At 60.1% G+C, this 17,238-nt stretch carries 16 protein-coding genes; 11 read left to right on the top strand and 5 right to left on the bottom strand.

Annotation, left to right across the window (positions count from 1 at the left end):
- Nucleotides 1–81: 81 nt before the first annotated feature.
- Complete coding sequence (locus Q1L34_RS19585; protein WP_369974017.1) at nucleotides 82–810, bottom strand: phosphodiester glycosidase family protein; 729 nt, start codon at nucleotides 808–810, stop codon at nucleotides 82–84.
- An 83-nt stretch (nucleotides 811–893) separates the two neighbouring features.
- Nucleotides 894–2,009 carry a YbdK family carboxylate-amine ligase gene (locus tag Q1L34_RS19580; RefSeq protein WP_004859217.1) on the bottom strand — a complete coding sequence of 372 codons (1,116 nt, stop codon included), beginning with the start codon at nucleotides 2,007–2,009 and terminating at the stop codon, nucleotides 894–896.
- 333 nt (nucleotides 2,010–2,342) lie between these two features.
- Here Q1L34_RS19580 and Q1L34_RS19575 point away from each other — a divergent pair, with 333 nt between their 5' ends.
- The 7 genes from Q1L34_RS19575 to Q1L34_RS19545 are packed head-to-tail and all read left to right on the top strand — an operon-like array spanning nucleotide 2,343 to nucleotide 10,393.
- Entirely contained in the window at nucleotides 2,343–4,007 is a 1,665-nt protein-coding gene (locus tag Q1L34_RS19575) for an ABC transporter substrate-binding protein (protein WP_004859220.1), read from the top strand.
- A 17-nt stretch (nucleotides 4,008–4,024) separates the two neighbouring features.
- Nucleotides 4,025–4,978, top strand: a complete 954-nt coding sequence (locus tag Q1L34_RS19570; RefSeq protein ID WP_004859222.1) for an ABC transporter permease — start codon at nucleotides 4,025–4,027, stop codon at nucleotides 4,976–4,978.
- 2 nt (nucleotides 4,979–4,980) lie between these two features.
- Nucleotides 4,981–5,874 carry an ABC transporter permease gene (locus Q1L34_RS19565; protein WP_004859224.1) on the top strand — a complete coding sequence of 298 codons (894 nt, stop codon included), beginning with the start codon at nucleotides 4,981–4,983 and terminating at the stop codon, nucleotides 5,872–5,874.
- A 2-nt stretch (nucleotides 5,875–5,876) separates the two neighbouring features.
- Nucleotides 5,877–6,920, top strand: coding sequence for an ABC transporter ATP-binding protein (locus tag Q1L34_RS19560; protein ID WP_004859228.1), 1,044 nt, complete (start codon nucleotides 5,877–5,879; stop codon nucleotides 6,918–6,920).
- Nucleotides 6,910–7,920 carry an ABC transporter ATP-binding protein gene (locus Q1L34_RS19555; RefSeq protein ID WP_054829222.1) on the top strand — a complete coding sequence of 337 codons (1,011 nt, stop codon included), beginning with the start codon at nucleotides 6,910–6,912 and terminating at the stop codon, nucleotides 7,918–7,920. The genes Q1L34_RS19560 and Q1L34_RS19555 overlap by 11 nt, the downstream gene beginning before the upstream one ends.
- A gap of 30 nt (nucleotides 7,921–7,950) precedes the next feature.
- Nucleotides 7,951–9,135 (top strand): amidase, encoded by a 1,185-nt coding sequence (locus tag Q1L34_RS19550; RefSeq protein WP_160873188.1) that lies wholly within the window; start codon nucleotides 7,951–7,953, stop codon nucleotides 9,133–9,135.
- Nucleotides 9,125–10,393, top strand: coding sequence for a Zn-dependent hydrolase (locus Q1L34_RS19545; protein WP_004859237.1), 1,269 nt, complete (start codon nucleotides 9,125–9,127; stop codon nucleotides 10,391–10,393). The genes Q1L34_RS19550 and Q1L34_RS19545 overlap by 11 nt, the downstream gene beginning before the upstream one ends.
- Nucleotides 10,394–10,428: 35 nt before the next feature.
- On the opposite strand, the gene Q1L34_RS19540 is transcribed toward Q1L34_RS19545, so the two are convergent.
- Both Q1L34_RS19540 and pdxR read right to left on the bottom strand, forming a co-directional pair.
- Nucleotides 10,429–10,563: a hypothetical protein gene (locus tag Q1L34_RS19540; RefSeq protein ID WP_327204247.1), complete on the bottom strand. Its 135-nt coding sequence runs from the start codon at nucleotides 10,561–10,563 to the stop codon at nucleotides 10,429–10,431.
- 248 nt (nucleotides 10,564–10,811) lie between these two features.
- On the bottom strand, nucleotides 10,812–12,278 hold the full coding sequence (gene pdxR / locus Q1L34_RS19535; RefSeq protein WP_015584943.1) for a MocR-like pyridoxine biosynthesis transcription factor PdxR: 1,467 nt from the start codon (nucleotides 12,276–12,278) through the stop codon (nucleotides 10,812–10,814).
- A 232-nt stretch (nucleotides 12,279–12,510) separates the two neighbouring features.
- Between pdxR and Q1L34_RS19530 the strand changes: the two genes are divergently transcribed.
- The 4 genes from Q1L34_RS19530 to Q1L34_RS19515 are packed head-to-tail and all read left to right on the top strand — an operon-like array spanning nucleotide 12,511 to nucleotide 15,486.
- Nucleotides 12,511–13,362, top strand: a complete 852-nt coding sequence (locus tag Q1L34_RS19530; protein ID WP_004859243.1) for a transporter substrate-binding domain-containing protein — start codon at nucleotides 12,511–12,513, stop codon at nucleotides 13,360–13,362.
- A 48-nt stretch (nucleotides 13,363–13,410) separates the two neighbouring features.
- A complete protein-coding gene (locus Q1L34_RS19525; protein ID WP_015584941.1) occupies nucleotides 13,411–14,052 on the top strand; it encodes an amino acid ABC transporter permease in 642 nt (213 codons plus the stop codon).
- Between the two features lie 14 nt (nucleotides 14,053–14,066).
- Nucleotides 14,067–14,732: an amino acid ABC transporter permease gene (locus Q1L34_RS19520; RefSeq protein ID WP_004859249.1), complete on the top strand. Its 666-nt coding sequence runs from the start codon at nucleotides 14,067–14,069 to the stop codon at nucleotides 14,730–14,732.
- Nucleotides 14,725–15,486, top strand: coding sequence for an amino acid ABC transporter ATP-binding protein (locus Q1L34_RS19515; protein ID WP_004859252.1), 762 nt, complete (start codon nucleotides 14,725–14,727; stop codon nucleotides 15,484–15,486). Before Q1L34_RS19520 ends, Q1L34_RS19515 begins: the two co-directional genes overlap by 8 nt.
- 935 nt (nucleotides 15,487–16,421) lie before the next feature.
- Here Q1L34_RS19515 and Q1L34_RS19510 read toward each other — a convergent pair.
- Complete coding sequence (locus tag Q1L34_RS19510) at nucleotides 16,422–17,186, bottom strand: SDR family NAD(P)-dependent oxidoreductase (protein WP_015584940.1); 765 nt, start codon at nucleotides 17,184–17,186, stop codon at nucleotides 16,422–16,424.
- Nucleotides 17,187–17,238: the final 52 nt, after the last annotated feature.

Genomic DNA, 17,238 nt, shown 5'->3' with positions numbered 1-17,238 from the left:
CGCATGTTTTGTGGTTTCAGAATGAGATGAGCTGCTGTTGCCGCCGCCACGGCTGGCGTGGTGCTACGGACAGCCAATCGGCTACGGGGACGGCTTGCTCTCCACCGTAATCAGGGTGACGAACGGGTGATACTGCCACGGTACGCTGCCGCCTTTCCGGTACATCTTTGAAATGGTGCCGTCGAGATAGAGCATCTGCCGCACGTTGAGCGTTGACTGCGCGTAGCAGGCGAAATCGTAGAAGTTGGTTTCGCGATCGCTGAGCATAAAAATCACCTGGCCCTGCCGGGTGATACCGACGCCATTGCGCAGCTTGCGTGAGCCGGCAGACGGCTTCAGACGCCAGTTTATTGTGCCGTTTTCAATCAGCATCGGGCCGGACTGCACGGCATAATCGATGCCCGGCGTCGGCTTAAATTTGTCGATACTGACGATTTTCGCCCGTTCGCCTTGCAGATAAAACACGCCGCCGGGGCGGATAAAAAAGTTGCCGCCGCCGGAAGCGCGATTCAGCGGAACTTTCTGCACGCCCTTTTCGATATACAGCCCCAGCGGCGCGTAGCTTTTCGCGTAGATACCGCCGTTCATCGCCATCTGCACGCGTCCGCTCTGATTGATATCCGCCAGCAGCGCACGCAGCGATCCGAAGGCCTCGCCATCCGCTTTTTTCCAGTACATCGCGATGCGCTCACGCTGCGGATTGACGGTATAGCTTTGTAGCGTCAGCGACGGGTCGGTGAGGGTGCATTTCCCGCTGGCCAGCGCGGAGAGGGGAAGCAACAGCGCTGGCAGCAGCGGCAGAAGGCGCAAAGTCATGAGAACGTTCCAGGTATGCCGCAGGAAGATGCGGGGCGGCGAAAGCAATATTGGCCGCAGTATACCTTTTTGCCGGACTATGCCGCCCAGATTTCGCAGTGCTTTTGCACCAGACCGATCAGCGAGCCGCCGGCGGCGACAAACTCGCGCATCTGCCGGGCTTCGCTCGTCTCCTGCTGCAGCTGGCGCCCGATCGCTGCAAGAGCGCTGGCGGCATTGAGGCGCTCGGCGTAGGGCATGAGACGAGGGATCAGCTGTAAAATCTCCTCGCGAAGCTGGCGCTGTTCGCCGCTGTGAACATCGGTAGTGATGCCCTCCAGACCGTAGCGACAGGCCTGGTAGCGGTTAAACGGATACAGCAGGTAGTCATCGGGATGATGTTTAAACGGCCTCTCCGTCAGCAGCCAACAGGCGAGGGTCTGGATGAATCCGGCGACATTGATCGCCTGCGCGAGAGTGAGCGGGGTATCCATCACCCGTACTTCGACGGTGCCAAAACGGGGGCTGGGGCGAATATCCCAGTGCAGATCCTTCATACTGTCGATCATGCTGGTATAGCTGAGGCGCCGGAATAAGCGGGTAAACTCCTGCCAGCTGTTGACCCACGGCATCGGCCCGTTGTCAGGATAGGCGGCGAACAGATTCAGACGCGAACAGGCAAAACCGCTGTCGGCGCCGTCGAGCCACGGCGAGGCCGCATTCAGCGCAATACAATGCGGAACGAAGCGCGACAGGCCATGTAAAAGATAAAGCGCATCATCGCCGTTCTGGCAGCCAACATGGACGTGCTGGCCGAATATCGTGGCCTGCTGCGCCAGATAGCCGAAGTGCTCCACGGTTTTCAGATAGCGCGGATTATCGCTGATTTGCTGGCGCTGCCAGGTCTGGAAAGGGTGGGTGCCGCCGCCGCAGATTTGCAGATGGTGGCGGGCGGCAGCGCGTAAAACCGCCTGCTGGATGGTGCCCAGCTGCGTCGCGGCCTGGTGGATATCGCGACAAATCCCGGTGGCGATTTCCAGCATGCTTTCGGTGATGTCATGTTTAGCCTCCCCGACGCTCAGGCCGCTTTTCACGTCGTCGATGAGCCGCGAGGAGTCCTGGCTCAGGTCGTATCCTGGCGGATTGACCACCTGAAGCTCCAGTTCAATCCCGAGGGTGAAGGGGGCGGAGCGGTGAAAGTCGGGTAGCGGCATGGTGACTCCCTGATTAGCGCGATAAACGAAGTATAGATGGGTTCGCCGCGGGCAGATCGCTGCGCGGAAATGATGAATTTATTTTATAAAAGTGATGTTAAGTGATTATTCGGCTTTGCCCGTGCGGCAATAAACGGGCTGGTGCAATTGTGCAACTTATTTCACTCAGATGGTGCGTAAAGATAAGGGTTGTTTATTTTTTCAATTAAAATCATTCGGATATAATAGGTTGCTCTTATTTTATAAGCGCTTTCACACTTATTTTTTCGCCCGGATAAACTGGTATGCATCTTGCCTGTTAAATAACGACTTTTATTTAACAGGGACAATGTGATGCTAAATAACACCGTACTTTTGCGCAAACGTCATCTCGCCGTTGCTGTGAGCGGCGCGCTGGCGCTCTTTGCCTCCCTGCCGTCCAGTGCCTCCACGCTGCGGATCGCCATGACCGCCGCCGATATCCCCCTGACGCTTGGGCAGCCCGATCAAGGATATGAAGGCAACCGCTTCACCGGTATCCCGCTATACGATGCGCTGGTCGAGTGGGATCTTTCACAGGGCGAAAAGCCCAGCGGCCTGGTTCCGGGCCTGGCGACGGAGTGGCACGTTGACCCGCAGAATCAACGTCGCTGGATTTTTACCCTGCGTCCCGGGGTGAAGTTTCATGATGGCAGCGAGGTGAACGCCGACGCCATCGTCTGGAACGTCGATAAGGTGTTGAACAAAACCGCGCCGCAATATGCGCCGGGGCAGATTGGCAATACGCTGTCCCGTATGCCGACGCTCAGCGGGGCGGAAAAAATCGATCGATATACGGTTGCGCTGACCACCTCCGAGCCAGATGCGCTGCTGCCGTACAACATCACCAACCTGTTTATTGTCTCGCCGACGGCCTGGCAAAAGCAGTATGACGCGGTAGCGGCCAGCATCGGCGATGCGGCGGCCCGCAGCAAGCAGGCGTGGACGGCGTTTGCCGCTCAGGCGGTGGGCAGCGGCCCCTTTAAAATGGAAAAACTGGTTCCGCGCCAGCAGCTGATTCTCGATAAAAACCCGGATTACTGGAATAAAGAGCGTATTCCACGGGTCGATAAAGTGGTGCTGATCCCGCTGCCGGAGGCCAATGCCCGTACCGCCGCGCTGCTGTCAAAACAGGTGGACTGGATTGAAGCCCCGGCGCCGGATTCGGTCGATCAGATTAAAGCTCAGGGTTTTAAAATCTACGCCAACACTCAGCCGCACCTGTGGCCGTGGCAGTTCTCCTTTGCAGAAGGCTCGCCGTGGAAAGATATTCGCGTGCGCAAAGCCGCCAACCTGTGCCTTAACCGCGCCGAACTCAAAAGCTATCTCGGCGGCTACATGACCGAAGCGACCGGCGTCTATGAAGCCGACAGTCCGTGGCACGGCCAACCCACTTTCCAGATCAAATACGACCCGGACAGCGCCCGCAAGCTGATGACCGAGGCCGGATTTAGCGCCGCGAAACCGCTGCACGTCACGGTGGCGACTTCCGCTTCCGGCTCCGGGCAGATGCAGCCGCTGCCGATGAATGAATACATCCAGCAGAGCCTGAAAAGCTGCTTCTTCAATGTCGATATTAAAGTGACGGAATGGAACACCCTGTTTACCAACTGGCGGCTGGGGGCGAAAGATCCGTCGGCGAAGGGGATCGATGCGATCAATGTCAGCGCGGCGGTGAACGATCCCTACTTCGGCCTGATTCGTTTCTCGACCGCCAAAGCCTTCCCACCGGTCGCCACCAACTGGGGCTATTTCGCAACGCCGGAGACGGAAAGACTGGCGACGGCGGTAAAACACGCCTTTACCCCGGCGGAGATGGACAAAGCGGCCGGTGAACTGCATGCGGCGCTGGTCGACCAGGTGCCGTTCCTGTTTGTCGCCCATGACGTTGGGCCGCGCGCGATTTCACCTGCGGTGACCGGGGTGGTCCAGCCACAAAGCTGGTTTATCGATCTCAGCCTGGTGAGTAAGAAAGAGTAACCGCACAGGGGGAACAGATGATCAATACGCTGCTATACCGCATTCTGCTGGCCATCCCGACGATGCTCGGCGTGGCGCTGATCTGTTTTATGCTGGTGCAGATTGCCCCGGGTGACCCGCTGGTTTCGGTGATGCCGCCGGATGCCTCCGAGGCGCTGCGCCAGACATTAATGCAGGCCTATGGCTTTGATAAACCGCTGCCGCTGCAGTTCGTGCACTGGCTATGGCGGGCGCTGCATGGCGATTTAGGCATGTCGGTGGCGACGGGCCGACCGGTGCTTGGCGAAGTGCTGACGGCGGTCAGCTATTCGCTGCGTCTGGCGCTGCTGGCAACCATTATCGGCTTTGTGCTGGGTAGCCTGTTTGGTTTTGTCGCCGGCTACTTTCGTAACAGCATCGTTGACCGCCTGGCGTCACTGCTGTCGGTTTTCGGCGTCAGCGTGCCGCATTACTGGCTGGGAATGCTGCTGGTCATCGTCTTTAGCGTCAAGTTTTCCCTGCTGCCGGCCACCGGCGGCGGACCGATTGGCGAGATTGGCTGGCAGTGGGACCGGGAGCATCTGCAGTTCATGCTGCTGCCGGCGATTACGCTGTCGGTGATCCCGACCGGGATTATCGCCCGCACCGTGCGTTCGCAGGTGGCGGATATTCTTAGCCAGGAGTTTATCGTCGGCCTGCGCGCCCGCGGGCTGAACGAATCGCGCATCTTCCTCCACGTAGTGAAAAACGCCGCGCCGACCGCGCTGGCGGTGATGGGGCTGCAGGTGGGGTATTTGATGGGCGGATCGATTCTCGTTGAAACGGTCTTCTCCTGGCCGGGGACCGGCCTGCTGCTGAATACGGCGATTTTCCAGCGCGATCTGCCGTTGCTGCAGGGAACTATCTGGGTGCTGGCGCTGTTCTTTGTGCTGCTCAATCTGCTGGTGGATATCCTGCAAACCACCCTCGATCCGCGAATTAAGAGGAGCTGACTATGGTGGATACCGCGACGACAAAAATGGCGCCGGCTTCTCCGGTTGTGGCTGTCCGGCAGGGCTACTGGCGCGGCGTGTTTCGCCGCTTGCTGCGCGATCCCGGCGGCCTGATCGTCGGCACCCTCATTTTGCTGCTGCTGGCGCTGGCGCTGTTTGGCCCGTGGCTGATAGTGAAAGACCCTTATCAGACCTCGATGTTTTTACGCCTTAAACCTATCGGCAGCGACGGTTTTGTTCTGGGTTCTGATGAACTGGGCCGCGATATGCTGTCGCGCCTGATTCTCGGCGCCCGGCTGTCGCTGTTTATGGGCATTGTTCCGGTGGTGTTCGCCTTTTTCATCGGCGGCGCCATCGGCATTATCGCCGGCTATGCGGGCGGTAAAACCAATACCCTGATTATGCGTACCGTCGACGTGTTTTACGCTTTCCCTTCGGTGCTGCTGGCGATTGCGCTCTCCGGCGCGCTGGGGGCGGGCATTGGCAATGCGCTGCTGTCGTTGACGCTGGTGTTCGTGCCGCAGGTGGCGCGGATTGCGGAAAGCGTTACCGCCCAGGTCCGCCATATGGACTATATCGAGGCCGCCCGCGCTACCGGGGCCAGCGCCTTTACCATTATTCGCGTCCAGGTCCTCGGCAACGTGCTGGGCCCGATTTTTGTCTTCTCCACCGGCCTGATTTCGGTGTGCATGATCCTCGCCTCCGGCCTCTCTTTTCTTGGCCTGGGCGTGCGGCCGCCGGAGCCGGAATGGGGATTGATGCTCAATACCCTGCGCACGGCCATCTACACCCAGCCGTGGGTGGCGGCCCTGCCGGGACTGATGATTTTTATCACCTCCATTTCGTTCAACATCCTCGCCGACCGCCTGCGCACGGCGATGGCGATTAAGGAGTAACGATGCAACCTTTTATCAATATCGACCTTGGCGGCCCGGCTCAGCCGCTGCTGAAGGTCAATCAGCTGTTGAAGTATTTTCGTGCCGGTGGCGCAAAAAGCCGTGAAGTGGTGCAGGCGGTGGATAACGTCAGCTTTACGGTGATGAAAGGTGAAACGCTGGGCGTGGTAGGGGAGTCCGGCTGCGGCAAATCGACGACGGCACGCCTGCTGATGCAGCTGCTTAATCAGGACAGCGGCGAGCTGATCTTTGATGGCCTGACGGTGGGGTCCTCGCGCCTGCCGATGAAAGAGTATCGTCGTCAGGTACAGATGGTGTTTCAGGATAGCTATGCTTCGCTCAATCCGCGTATGACGATGGAGGAGAGTATCGCCTTCGGCCAGCGCGTACACGGTGTGAGCGCCAAAGAAGCCAGCGAATATGCCCGCTATCTGCTGGCCCACGTAGGCCTCGAACCCGAACGTTTTGCCCACCGCTATCCGCATGCGCTCTCCGGCGGCCAGCGTCAGCGTGTCAACATCGCTCGCGCCCTGGCAATGAAGCCGCGGCTGGTTATCCTCGATGAGGCGGTGTCGGCGCTGGATAAATCGGTAGAGGCGCAGGTTCTGCAGCTGTTGCAGGAGCTAAAACGTACCCTTGAGCTGACCTATGTGTTTATCAGCCACGATCTGCACGTGGTGCGCTGGCTATCGGATCGCATTCTGGTGATGTATCTCGGCGAGGTAGTGGAAATTGGGCCGGCGGAACAGCTGTTTACCCGCTCCGCTCATCCTTATACCCGCGCATTGCTCAGCTCGATGCCGTCGATGGACCCGCAAAACCGCACCCTGACCTCGCCGCTGAACGGCGATCCGCCGAGCCCGATATCACCGCCTTCGGGCTGTCGGTTTCATACCCGCTGCCCGCACGCCAGAGCGGTGTGCGCCGAGGTGAAACCGAAGCTCGAAAGCGTCGGCGAGGGGCATCAAAGTGCCTGCCTGATGGCCCAGCCGTCGTCGCCCTGGCATCAGAATATCGCCATTCAGGAGGTGAGTCATGTCGCATGAGGCTTTTGTCCATATTCGCGATCTGCGGGTGGAATTTCGCCGCGATGGCCAGACGGTGAATGCGGTTAACGGTGTCTCTTTTGATGTCCATAAAGGCGAAGTGATGGCGTTGATCGGTGAGTCGGGGTCCGGTAAAAGCGTCACGTTGAGGGCGCTGATGCGCCTGCATCCGCCTACAAGCAGCGTGCTCTCGGGGACGCTGCGCGTCGGCGATGAGGAGGTGCTGAAGATGAGCGCTTCCCGGCTGCGGGCCTATCGCGGCGCCCGCTGCGCGATGATTTTTCAGGAGCCGCTGCTGGCGTTTGATCCGGTGTATACCGTCGGTCAGCAGATCGTTGAAGGGCTGCGTCGCCATGAAGGGCTGTCGCGTCAGGCGGCGAGGGAGCGGGCTCTGGAGGCGCTGCGTCAGGTGCGGATCCCCAGTCCGGAACGACGGCTGGATGCCTACCCGCACGAAATGTCCGGCGGTATGCGCCAGCGGGCGATGATTGCTCTGGCGCTGTCGTGCAATCCGCAGCTGCTGCTGGCGGATGAGCCGACCACCGCGCTGGACGCCACGGTGCAGATCCAGATTCTGATCCTGTTGCGCGAGCAGCAAAAGCAGCGCGAGCTGGCGATTATCTTTGTGACTCATGATATTGGCGCCGCGGTGGAGATAGCCGACCGGGTGGCGGTGATGTACGCCGGACGGATCGTTGAAGAGGCGTCGATGACGGATATTTTGTCCCGTCCTCGCCATCCCTATACCCAGGTGCTGCTGGGTAGCCGTCCCAAAGACGGGTTGAAAAAAGGCGACGCGCTGCATTGCATTCCCGGTTCGCCGCCGGATCTTTCCCGCCTGCCGCCGGGCTGCGCGTTCGCCGACCGTTGCCCGCATGCGAGACCCGTTTGTAGGCAAACTCAACCCGTGACCGAACAGGCGGGACAGCGTCATGTGGTGAGTTGCCATCGCTGGCGAGAACTGACGTCGGGCGTCGAAAAACCGGCGCTGTATGCCTGAACGGTCGACCGAGTAAAAGAGGTGATACGCATGCAGGATGATAATCACGCATTTATGCCTTACCCGCCGCAGCCGGTACCCCACGCGCTGAGCGGGCCGCTCAGCGGGATGACCTTTGCCGTCAAAGATCTGTTTGATGTTGCGGGCTATCCCACCGGCGGCGGTAACCCACATTTACTGGCGCTCTCCGGCATTAAACGCCGCACGGCGCCGGTGGTGCAGCGCCTGCTGGATAACGGCGCACGTTTTATCGGTAAAACCCACACCAGCGAGCTGGCCTACTCGATGAGCGGCCACAATGTGCATTACGGGACGCCACGCAACGGCGCTGCGCCGAACCATATACCCGGCGGTTCGTCATCCGGGTCGGCGTCGGCGGTGTCGAACGGCGTGTGCGATTTTGCGCTGGGCACCGATACCGGCGGGTCGGTGCGTACCCCGGCAAGCTACTGCGGCTTGTTTGGCCTGCGCCCCACGCACGGGCGCATTTCGCTCGACGGCTGCCAGCCGCTGTGCGCCACGATGGACACCTGCGGTTTCTTCGCCCAAACGCCGGAGGTCTTTCGGGCGGTCGCTGACTGCCTGCTGGACGCGAAGCCTCCGGCGATTGCCGGCGTGGCGCTGGCGTGCCATGACGCTCTTTTTTCCCGCCTGCCGCTGCGTAGCCAGCAGGCATTGTTGCCCGTCCGGCAGCGGCTTGAGCGCGTTTTTGGCACCTTCACGCCGCTGAATGCGTCGCTGCCGGACATCGATGAGATCTACCTCGCCTTTCGGCAGATTCAGGGATTTGAGGCCTGGCAGGCGCAGGGGGAGACGATAGAACGCTATGGCCTGCAGCTGGGGCCGGATGTACGCGAACGCTTCTTATGGGGAAAAGCGGTGACCCCGGCGCAGTATGAGGCCGCCTGCCAGCGGCGGGAGCACTTTACCCGTTGGTGGGATGCGCTGTTGGGCGACGCGATACTGGTTCTGCCCACCGTGCCCGACGGTGCGCCGCTGCTGACGGCGCAGGCTGAGGAGATTGAGACCACCCGGCGTCTTTCCCACGATTTATTGTTGATTTCGGTGATGACCCGGCGTCCGCAGGTGACGCTGCCGGTGGCTCAGGTCGGCGGTCTGCCGCTGGGCATCTCTTTTTTAGGGCCGCGCGGCAGCGATCGTCTGCTGGTGGAGCTGGCCGTTGCATTTGCGCAAGGAGACAAAGATGAGCAGTGAGGTTCTTTTTACCCCGGTTGCCGGGGCGACGGGTTGGCGTATTAACGGGGAGCGGTTATGGGATTCATTGATGGCGCTGGCGGAAATCGGCGCGACGCCGAAGGGCGGCTGCTGTCGCCTGACGCTCACCGATCTCGACCGACAGGGACGGGATGTAGTCATCGGCTGGGCGCAAGAGGCGGGGATGAGCGTCACGGTTGATAAAATCGGTAACGTGTTTATGCGCCGGGAAGGGCGCAACCCGCTGCTGCCGCCGATTGTCTCCGGAAGCCATATTGATACTCAGCCTACCGGCGGGAAATTTGACGGTAACTACGGGGTGCTGGCGGCGCTGGAGGTGGTGCGTACGCTGAACGACCTCGATATTGAAACCGAAGCGCCGATTGAAGTGGTGTTCTGGACCAATGAAGAAGGCTCGCGTTTTGTGCCGGTCATGATGGGGTCTGGGGTCTTTGCCGGAGTATTCCCGCTGGAAACAATCTATGCCGCGCAGGATGCGCAGGGAAAAACGGTGGGCGAGGAGCTGGCGCGTATCGGCTATGTCGGCAGCCAGACTCCCGGCGATCATCCGATCGGCGCCTACTTTGAAGCCCATATCGAGCAGGGACCGATCCTGGAAGATGAAGAGAAAATCATCGGCGTGGTGCAGGGGGTGCTGGGGATCCGCTGGTACGATTGCGTGGTGACGGGGCAGGCATCTCATGCCGGGCCAACGCCGATGCGCCTACGTCAGGATGCCTTGCAGGTAGCGACCCGGATTATGCAGGAGGTGGTGGCGATTGCCGGGCGCAGCGAAGAGGGGCGCGGTACCGTCGGGATGGTGCAGGTCTATCCCAACAGCCGCAACGTGGTGCCGGGCGAGGTCACCTTTTCCATCGATATGCGCAATATCAGCGACGCGGCGGTCGATGAGATGGACCGCCAGCTGCGGGCTTTTATCACCCGCGTGCAGCAGGAGAGCGGCCTGGCGGTGACGTTGCAGGAGGTCAGCCATTACCCGGCGGCGCCGTTCCATCCGGATTGCCAGCAGGCCATTGCCGATGCGGCGGCGCGACTTGGCTATCCGGCGCGGGAGATCGTCTCCGGTGCCGGGCATGATGCGGTATATATGAGCTATCTGGCGCCGACGGGGATGATCTTTATTCCCTGCAAAGACGGGATTAGCCATAACGAAATCGAGTACGCCTCTCCCGGGCACGTTACCGCCGGCGCAAACGTGCTGCTGCAGGTCATGCTGCAGTACGCGCAGGTGGCGTAACCCGCCGCCCGGGATCTCCCCGGCTGGCGCGACGCTTAGCCGGGCAACCCGACCGCACGCCCCTGTAGCCCCGGTAAGCGCAGCGCCACCGGGGGATTGCTCCGGCTGGCGCGATGCTTAGCCGGGCAATCCGACCGCATGCCCTGTAGCCCCGGTAAGCGCAGCGCCACCGGGGATTTCTCCGGATGGCGCGACGCTTAGCCGGGCAATCCGACCGCACGCCCCTGTAGCCCCGGTAAGCGCAGCGCCACCGGGGGATTGCTCCGGCTGGCGCGACGCTTAGCCGGGCAATCCGACCGCATAGCCCCTGTAGCCCCGGTAAGCGCAGCGCCACCGGGGGATTTCTCCGGATGGCGGCGCGCGCACCTTATTCGGGCTACGGGATGCTGGATGCGCGGGGGGCGACGACAGACTTCGTTTACCCCAGCTGCGCCAGCTGGTGGCACAGTACCTCGACGCCGGGCGCAATCGCATCGGGATTGATAGCGTGAAAGCCCATGCGGAAAAAATTTTCCGGCGGGTTGGCGTTGAGAAAATGGCGCGCGCCGGGTTCAATCAGCACCCCGGCATGGGCGGCTCGCCAGGTCAGCTGCTGGGTATTGATCTGTTTCGGTGTCGCCAGCCAGAAGGCATTGGCATGTTCGCTCCCGGGAATAATCCGGCACTCCGGCAGGTAGCGGTGCAGCGCATTATTCAGCCGCTCCCAGCGCTGGGCGGAGTCAAAGTGGTAGCGGCGCAGGTGGGTTTCATAGTGCCCCTGGGCGAGAAAATGGGCCATCTGATACTGAATATTGGTGGGCGGGTGGCGGTAAATCAGCCGCCGCAGCGCGCGGGCTTCATCAATCAGGTCCGGGTCGGCCACCATAAATCCCAGCCGCAGGCCGGGAGACAGCGCCTTCGACAGGCTGCTGACGTAAATCACCCGCCCGCTACGGTCGCTGGCTTTCAGTGCCGGTAGCGGGTTCAGCATAAAATTACTTTCCGAGTCGTAATCATCTTCAACGATCACCGCATCGTGGCGGGCCGCATGTTCCAGCAGCTGGCCGCGCCGCGCCTGGCTCATCGCCACCCCCGTCGGCACCTGGTGGCCGGGGGTGACGTAGTAGTAATCGCAGGGAGCATCGTCGAGCACGATCCCTTCTTCGTCCACCGGGTGCGGCACGATGTCGGCGTCCGCCAGCAGGAAGGTATTAATCGCCTCGCGGAAGCAGGGATTCTCGACGCCGACCCGGGTTGTGGACGACATCAGCAGGCGGGTGAGCAGGTAGAGCGCGTTCTGCGAGCCGAGCGTAATCAGGATCTCATCCGCTGCGGCGACGATGCCGCGCTTGGGCAGCACCCGGGTGCGGATCTGCTCAATCAGCATCGGGACGTCCTGGTCGATGTGATCGACGACCCAGGCCGGATCGCGCACGCCGCCGTGCAGCCAGTTGGCCGCCGAACGCCAGGTGGTCAGCGGAAACTGGCGGGTATCCGGCTGGCCATAGATAAACGGATAGCGATAATTCATCCAGCCGGCGGGTTTAAGAATCGACTCCTGCTGGCTGGGAGTGATTTGCAGTCGCGCGCCCCAGCGTGGTGCAGCGCGCTCGTCATCCGGTGCATCCTGCACGGCAACCGTCGCGGCGGAATGCTGATAGTCGGGATGCAGATAGTATCCGCTGCGCGGGCGGCTGATGAGATACCCTTCGCTGACCAGACTCTCAAAAACCAGCGCCGTAGTATTGCGCGATACCCGCAGCTGGCTGGCCAACTGACGGCAGGAGGGCAGCGGCGTGTCGGCGGAAAAAATACCGCTCAGAATGGCGTTAACCAACGTCTCCCGCACCTGCTCCTGTAAACCGCGACGTTGGTCGAACTCGACGTGCAAAAGGTGACGGATCATGCGGGGCTCCTTACGTGAATACTCTGTCTACCCTGCAGCAAATTCCATACCACCCTGAAAAAGTCTGACACACGGACGCAACGAAACTGGCTCTATCCGGAAAACAAAAACGCTCCCTACAGTAAAAACGCATTCATCAGTCGCGGAACGGAACTTCCGTCGGCACAAGTTTTGCAAAACCTTTTCATGTTCGGGAATGAACACGTCTGGCGAATTAATTAGGGGTGGATTGATGAACAAATCGTTGGGTTCAATGTGTCTGGGCGCCGTTATGGCACTGGCTTTTTCTTATCACGCAGCGGCAGCAGATCTCCCGGAAATTGAAAAATCCGGCACCCTGAAAGTCGCGACCGAAGATGATTACGCGCCGTTTAACTTTATGAGCAACGGCCAGGCCGATGGCTTTAACAAAGATATGCTGGAGGAGCTACGCAAGTATGCGAAATTCCACGTCGACCAGAGCATCCTGCCTTGGACCGGCCTGTTAGCGGCGGTCTCCACCGGTCAGTACGATATGGCGTTAACCGGCGCGGTGATTACCGACGATCGACTTAAGGTCTTTGACTTCACGCCGCCGTGGGCCTCGGCGCAGCACTATTTTGTCAAGCGCGCTGGCGATAACTCTCTCAACACCATCGCCGATTTGAGCGGCAAAAAAGTGGGGCTGCAGGCGGGCAGCGCGCTGCTGGCGCGACTGCCTGAACTGAAAGCGATGCTGGAAAAAACCGGCGGCAAGCTCGGGCCGGTGGTGGAGTATCCCTCCTATCCGGAAGCCTACGCCGACCTTGCCAATAAGCGCCTCGATTACGTGATTAACGTGGTGATTTCCGTCAACGACCTGGCGAAAGCCAAACCGAAGGTCTTCGCCAAAGGACTGGCGGTGTCCGGCCCGGGCTATATGGCCTGGCCGATTCCGAAAAACTCACCGCAGCTTTTGGCCTACATGACCAAATTTATCAACCATATGCGCGAAACCGGCAAGCTTGCAGAGCTGCAGAAAAAATGGTTTGGCGAAACCTACGATAACCTCCCGACGGAAGCGATTACCAGCCCGGAACAGTTCCATAAACTGGCTGGTTTGTAACATTTTGCGGCGGGTCACCGCCGCGTTTTTAATCCACAGGAGGGCCATATGGATGTAATTTCCTGGCAGTTATTGATTGAAGGCGCATGGACGACCCTCTGGATTTCGGCCATCGCTATCGCCTTTGGGGTGGTGATTGGTCTGCTGATCGCGCTGGTGCGGATGCTGCGTCTGCCGATTATTGACCAGCTGCTGGTGGTCTATATCAGCCTGGCGCGCGCCACGCCGCTGGTGACGCTGGTGCTGTTTCTGTTTCTCTCGCTGCCGACGGTGGGGATTAATCTGGATAAAAACGTGGCGGCAATCGTGGCGCTGACCCTCAACACCTCGGCTTTTAACGCCGAAATCTGGCGCAATGCGTTCCGTACCTTCCCGCGTGAACAGCGTGAGGCGGCAGAATCCGTGGGGATGCGCCGCTGGACCTATTTTCGCTACATCATGCTGCCGCAAATGTGGATCGAAAGCCTGCCGGCGCTGGTGAACGAAATGTCTTTCCTGATTAAAGGCAGTCCGGCGATTGCGGTGATCGGCGTGGTCGATTTGACCCGCGTGACCAACCGCATCTCATCCGTCACCTATGAGCCCCTGTCGCCGATTCTTGCGGCGGGTCTGCTTTATGTCGTGATAATCGGCATGCTGCTGAAGCTGCAGGGACTGGCGGAACGTAAAGCGAAACGCCTGGCACGATAACAACCGGAGGATCTATGAATCAGTGGGCCATTATCTGGTCAGCGCGCGACAGCTTTATTGCCGGCCTGATCGCCACTCTTGAGCTATTCATTCTGGCCGCCGTTGTGGGGTTAGCCATTGGCATTGTGCTGTGCTATTTGACCGAATATCAAAAGCGCTGGCTTAACCGGGTGATTATCGGTTTTGTCAGCCTGATGCGCGCGATTCCGTTCTTAATCCTCGCCTATCTGCTCTATTACGGCCTGCCGGAAGTGGGGATCAGTATGGACGCCTGGAGTGCCGGCCTGGTGGCGCTGATGATCTACCACGGCGCCTATTTCTTTGAAATCCTGCGCAGCCAGCGTCGGGTCTTCTCCGCCGGATATATTGAGGCCGCGGTGGCGCAGGGCTTTTCACGTTACCAGATATACCGGCGGATTATTTTGCCGAATATCGTCTCATCGGCGCTGCCGCTGCTCGGCAACCAGCTGATTATTTGCCTGAAGGATACCGCTTTTCTCAGCATTATCACCGTTCAGGAAATTACCGCCGCGGCCAACAGCGTGCAGGCGACCTGGTTCATCCCGTTTAACGCTTTTATCGTCGCGATTGCACTCTACTGGGCGATCAGCATTTTGCTGGAGTTGCTGATTAAGCGACTGAGCGCCCTCGGAGCCAGAAGAGGAATGAGTCATGCCTGATACCACTGCAGTAAGCATTAAAAACGTCTCTAAGCAGTTTGATAATATTGAAGTGCTGCGCGATATCAACCTGACCGTCGAAAAGGGATCGGTGGTCAGTATTCTGGGGTCGTCAGGTTCCGGTAAATCGACGCTGCTGCGCTGCATGAACTGGCTGGAACAGCCGGACCGCGGGGAGATTCATATCGGCGGCCAGCGGCTGGGGATCGATGAACAGAATGGCAAAGCCATGTCCCATCGCCAGCTGTCGAAGATTCGTGAGCGGGTGGGGATGGTGTTCCAGAGCTTTAACCTGTGGCCGCACCTGACCGTGCAGCAGAACGTCAGCGAAGCGCTGCTCCACGTCAAAGGAATGAAGCGCGATGAAGCGTCGGCAATCGCCATACAGCAGCTGGAAAAGGTCGGGATGGCGCACAAGGCCGACGCCTGGCCGATTACCCTCTCCGGCGGGCAGAAGCAGCGGGTGGCCATTGCCCGTTCGCTGGCGATGTCGCCGGAAGTGATTCTGTTTGACGAGCCGACATCGGCGCTGGATCCCGAACTGGTCAACGAAGTGTTGGGAGTGATGAAGGCGCTGGCGGCGGAGGGCTACACCATGGTGGTGGTGACTCATGAGATGGATTTTGCCCGCCAGGTATCGGATGAAGTGGTGTTTCTCGAAAAAGGGCTGTTGATTGAGAAAGCGCCGCCGGAGAAATTTTTCACCAACCCGGATTCTGAACGCGTACGCCAGTTTTTGCAGAGCCGCCGCTAATACGAGGGGCCCGATCGCCTGCGGCCGCTCTCCCCGGTGGCGCTGCGCTTACCGGGGCTACGGGGTTGTGCGGTCAGGGAGTCTGGATAAGGCGCATCGCGCCGCTATCCGGGAAACTCCCCCGGTGGCGCTGCGCTTACCGGGGCTACGGGGTTGTGCGGTCGGGAAGTCTGGATAAGGCGCATCGCGCCGCCATCCGGGAAACTCCCCCGGTGGCGCTGCGCTTACCGGGGCTACGGGGTCGTGCGGTCGGGAAGTCTGGATAAGGCGCATCGCGCCGTTATCCGGGAAACTCCCCCGGTGGCGCTGCGCTTACCGGGGCTACGGGGTTGTGCGGTCAGGGAGTCTGGATAAGGCGCATCACGCCGCCATCCGGGAAACTCCCCCGGTGGCGCTGTGCTTACCGGGGCAACGGGGTCGTGCGGTCAGGGAGTCTGGATAAGGCGCATCGCGCCGTTATCCGGGAAACTCCCCCGGTGGCGCTGCGCTTACCGGGGCTACGGGGTCGTGCGGTCGGGAAGTCTGAATAAGGCGCATCGCGCCGCTATCCGGGGAGGTGTTCCGGCAGCAAGGTATTTGGTTCCGTTCACCATCCATTCACAGAACTGTTTCATCGTGGCACGTGAACGGATAAAGGGGGAGAAACCCTCTCCCGCTTCACCATCCCCACGGTACGGCAAAGAAATCGGCGCTGCGCTCGCCTCCCGACGCTCAACGCGATGCTACTCGTCCCATCCCTGGCGTCCAGCCCCTGCCTGCCGGGCTCCGGTTCGCTGATTTCAGCGGATACCGGAGCATCGCGGGAAGTCTTGTTGTTGCAGAATGACTTAAGCTGCTGTCAGCGCTTTTCTCTGGCCGCAGGCGGCCGGAAACAGGTAGCCCCGGTAAGCGCAGCGCCACCGGGGAGGGGGGAGATCAATCGGGCGGGTCTACAATCAATCCCGGTCAATGGCGAATGGCTGCCAGGCCTGGCGCACCGGCATCACTTCTACGCGGTTGATATTCATATGATCCGGTAAGGTGGCGATGTAGAACATCTGCCCGGCGATATCCTGCGCGCTCAGCGGGGTGGTGCCGCGATACAGATTATCGGATGCCGCCTGGTCGCCTTTAGTGCGCACGAGAGTGAATTCGGTCTCGGCAATGCCCGGCGCCAGATCGGTCACCCGCACCCCGGTACCGAGTAAATCGCAGCGCAGGTTGTAGCTGAACTGCTTCACAAACGCTTTGCTGGCGCCGTAGACGTGGCTGCCCGGATAGGGCCACTGACCGGCAATGGAGCCGACATTGATGATACTGGCGCCGGCGCCATGCTGAATGAGCGTTGGCAGCAGCGCGTGGGTGACGTTAACCAGGCCGGTAACGTTGGTATCGATCATCGTTTTCCAGTCCTGCAGGTCGACCTTCTGCGCCGGCTGCGGCGCCAGCGCCAGCCCGGCGTTGTTAATCAGCGTTTTGATATCGGCAAAGGCGGCGGGCAGCTCTGCCACCGCGGCGGCAACGGCCTCGCTGTCACGCACGTCCAGCTCGATAATATGTACCGGCACCAGCAGGCTCAGCCGGTCATACAGTTTTTGCAGGCGCGCCAGGCGGCGGCCGCTCAGCACCAGCGACCAGCCCGCTTCGGCAAACACCTGTGCCGCTGCCTCCCCAAAACCGGAGGTGGCCCCGGTAATAAACACTATGTTGTTGGTGGTCATTTCACTCTCCTGTGCGCATTGTTGCCCTCACTATAAAAACGCCGCGGGCGGC

This window comes from Klebsiella ornithinolytica (assembly GCF_030505655.1).
Taxonomy (GTDB): Bacteria; Pseudomonadota; Gammaproteobacteria; order Enterobacterales; family Enterobacteriaceae; genus Klebsiella; species Klebsiella ornithinolytica.
The sequence above is the reverse complement of the archived record's forward strand: the minus strand, read 5'-3'. Positions and strand labels throughout refer to the sequence as shown.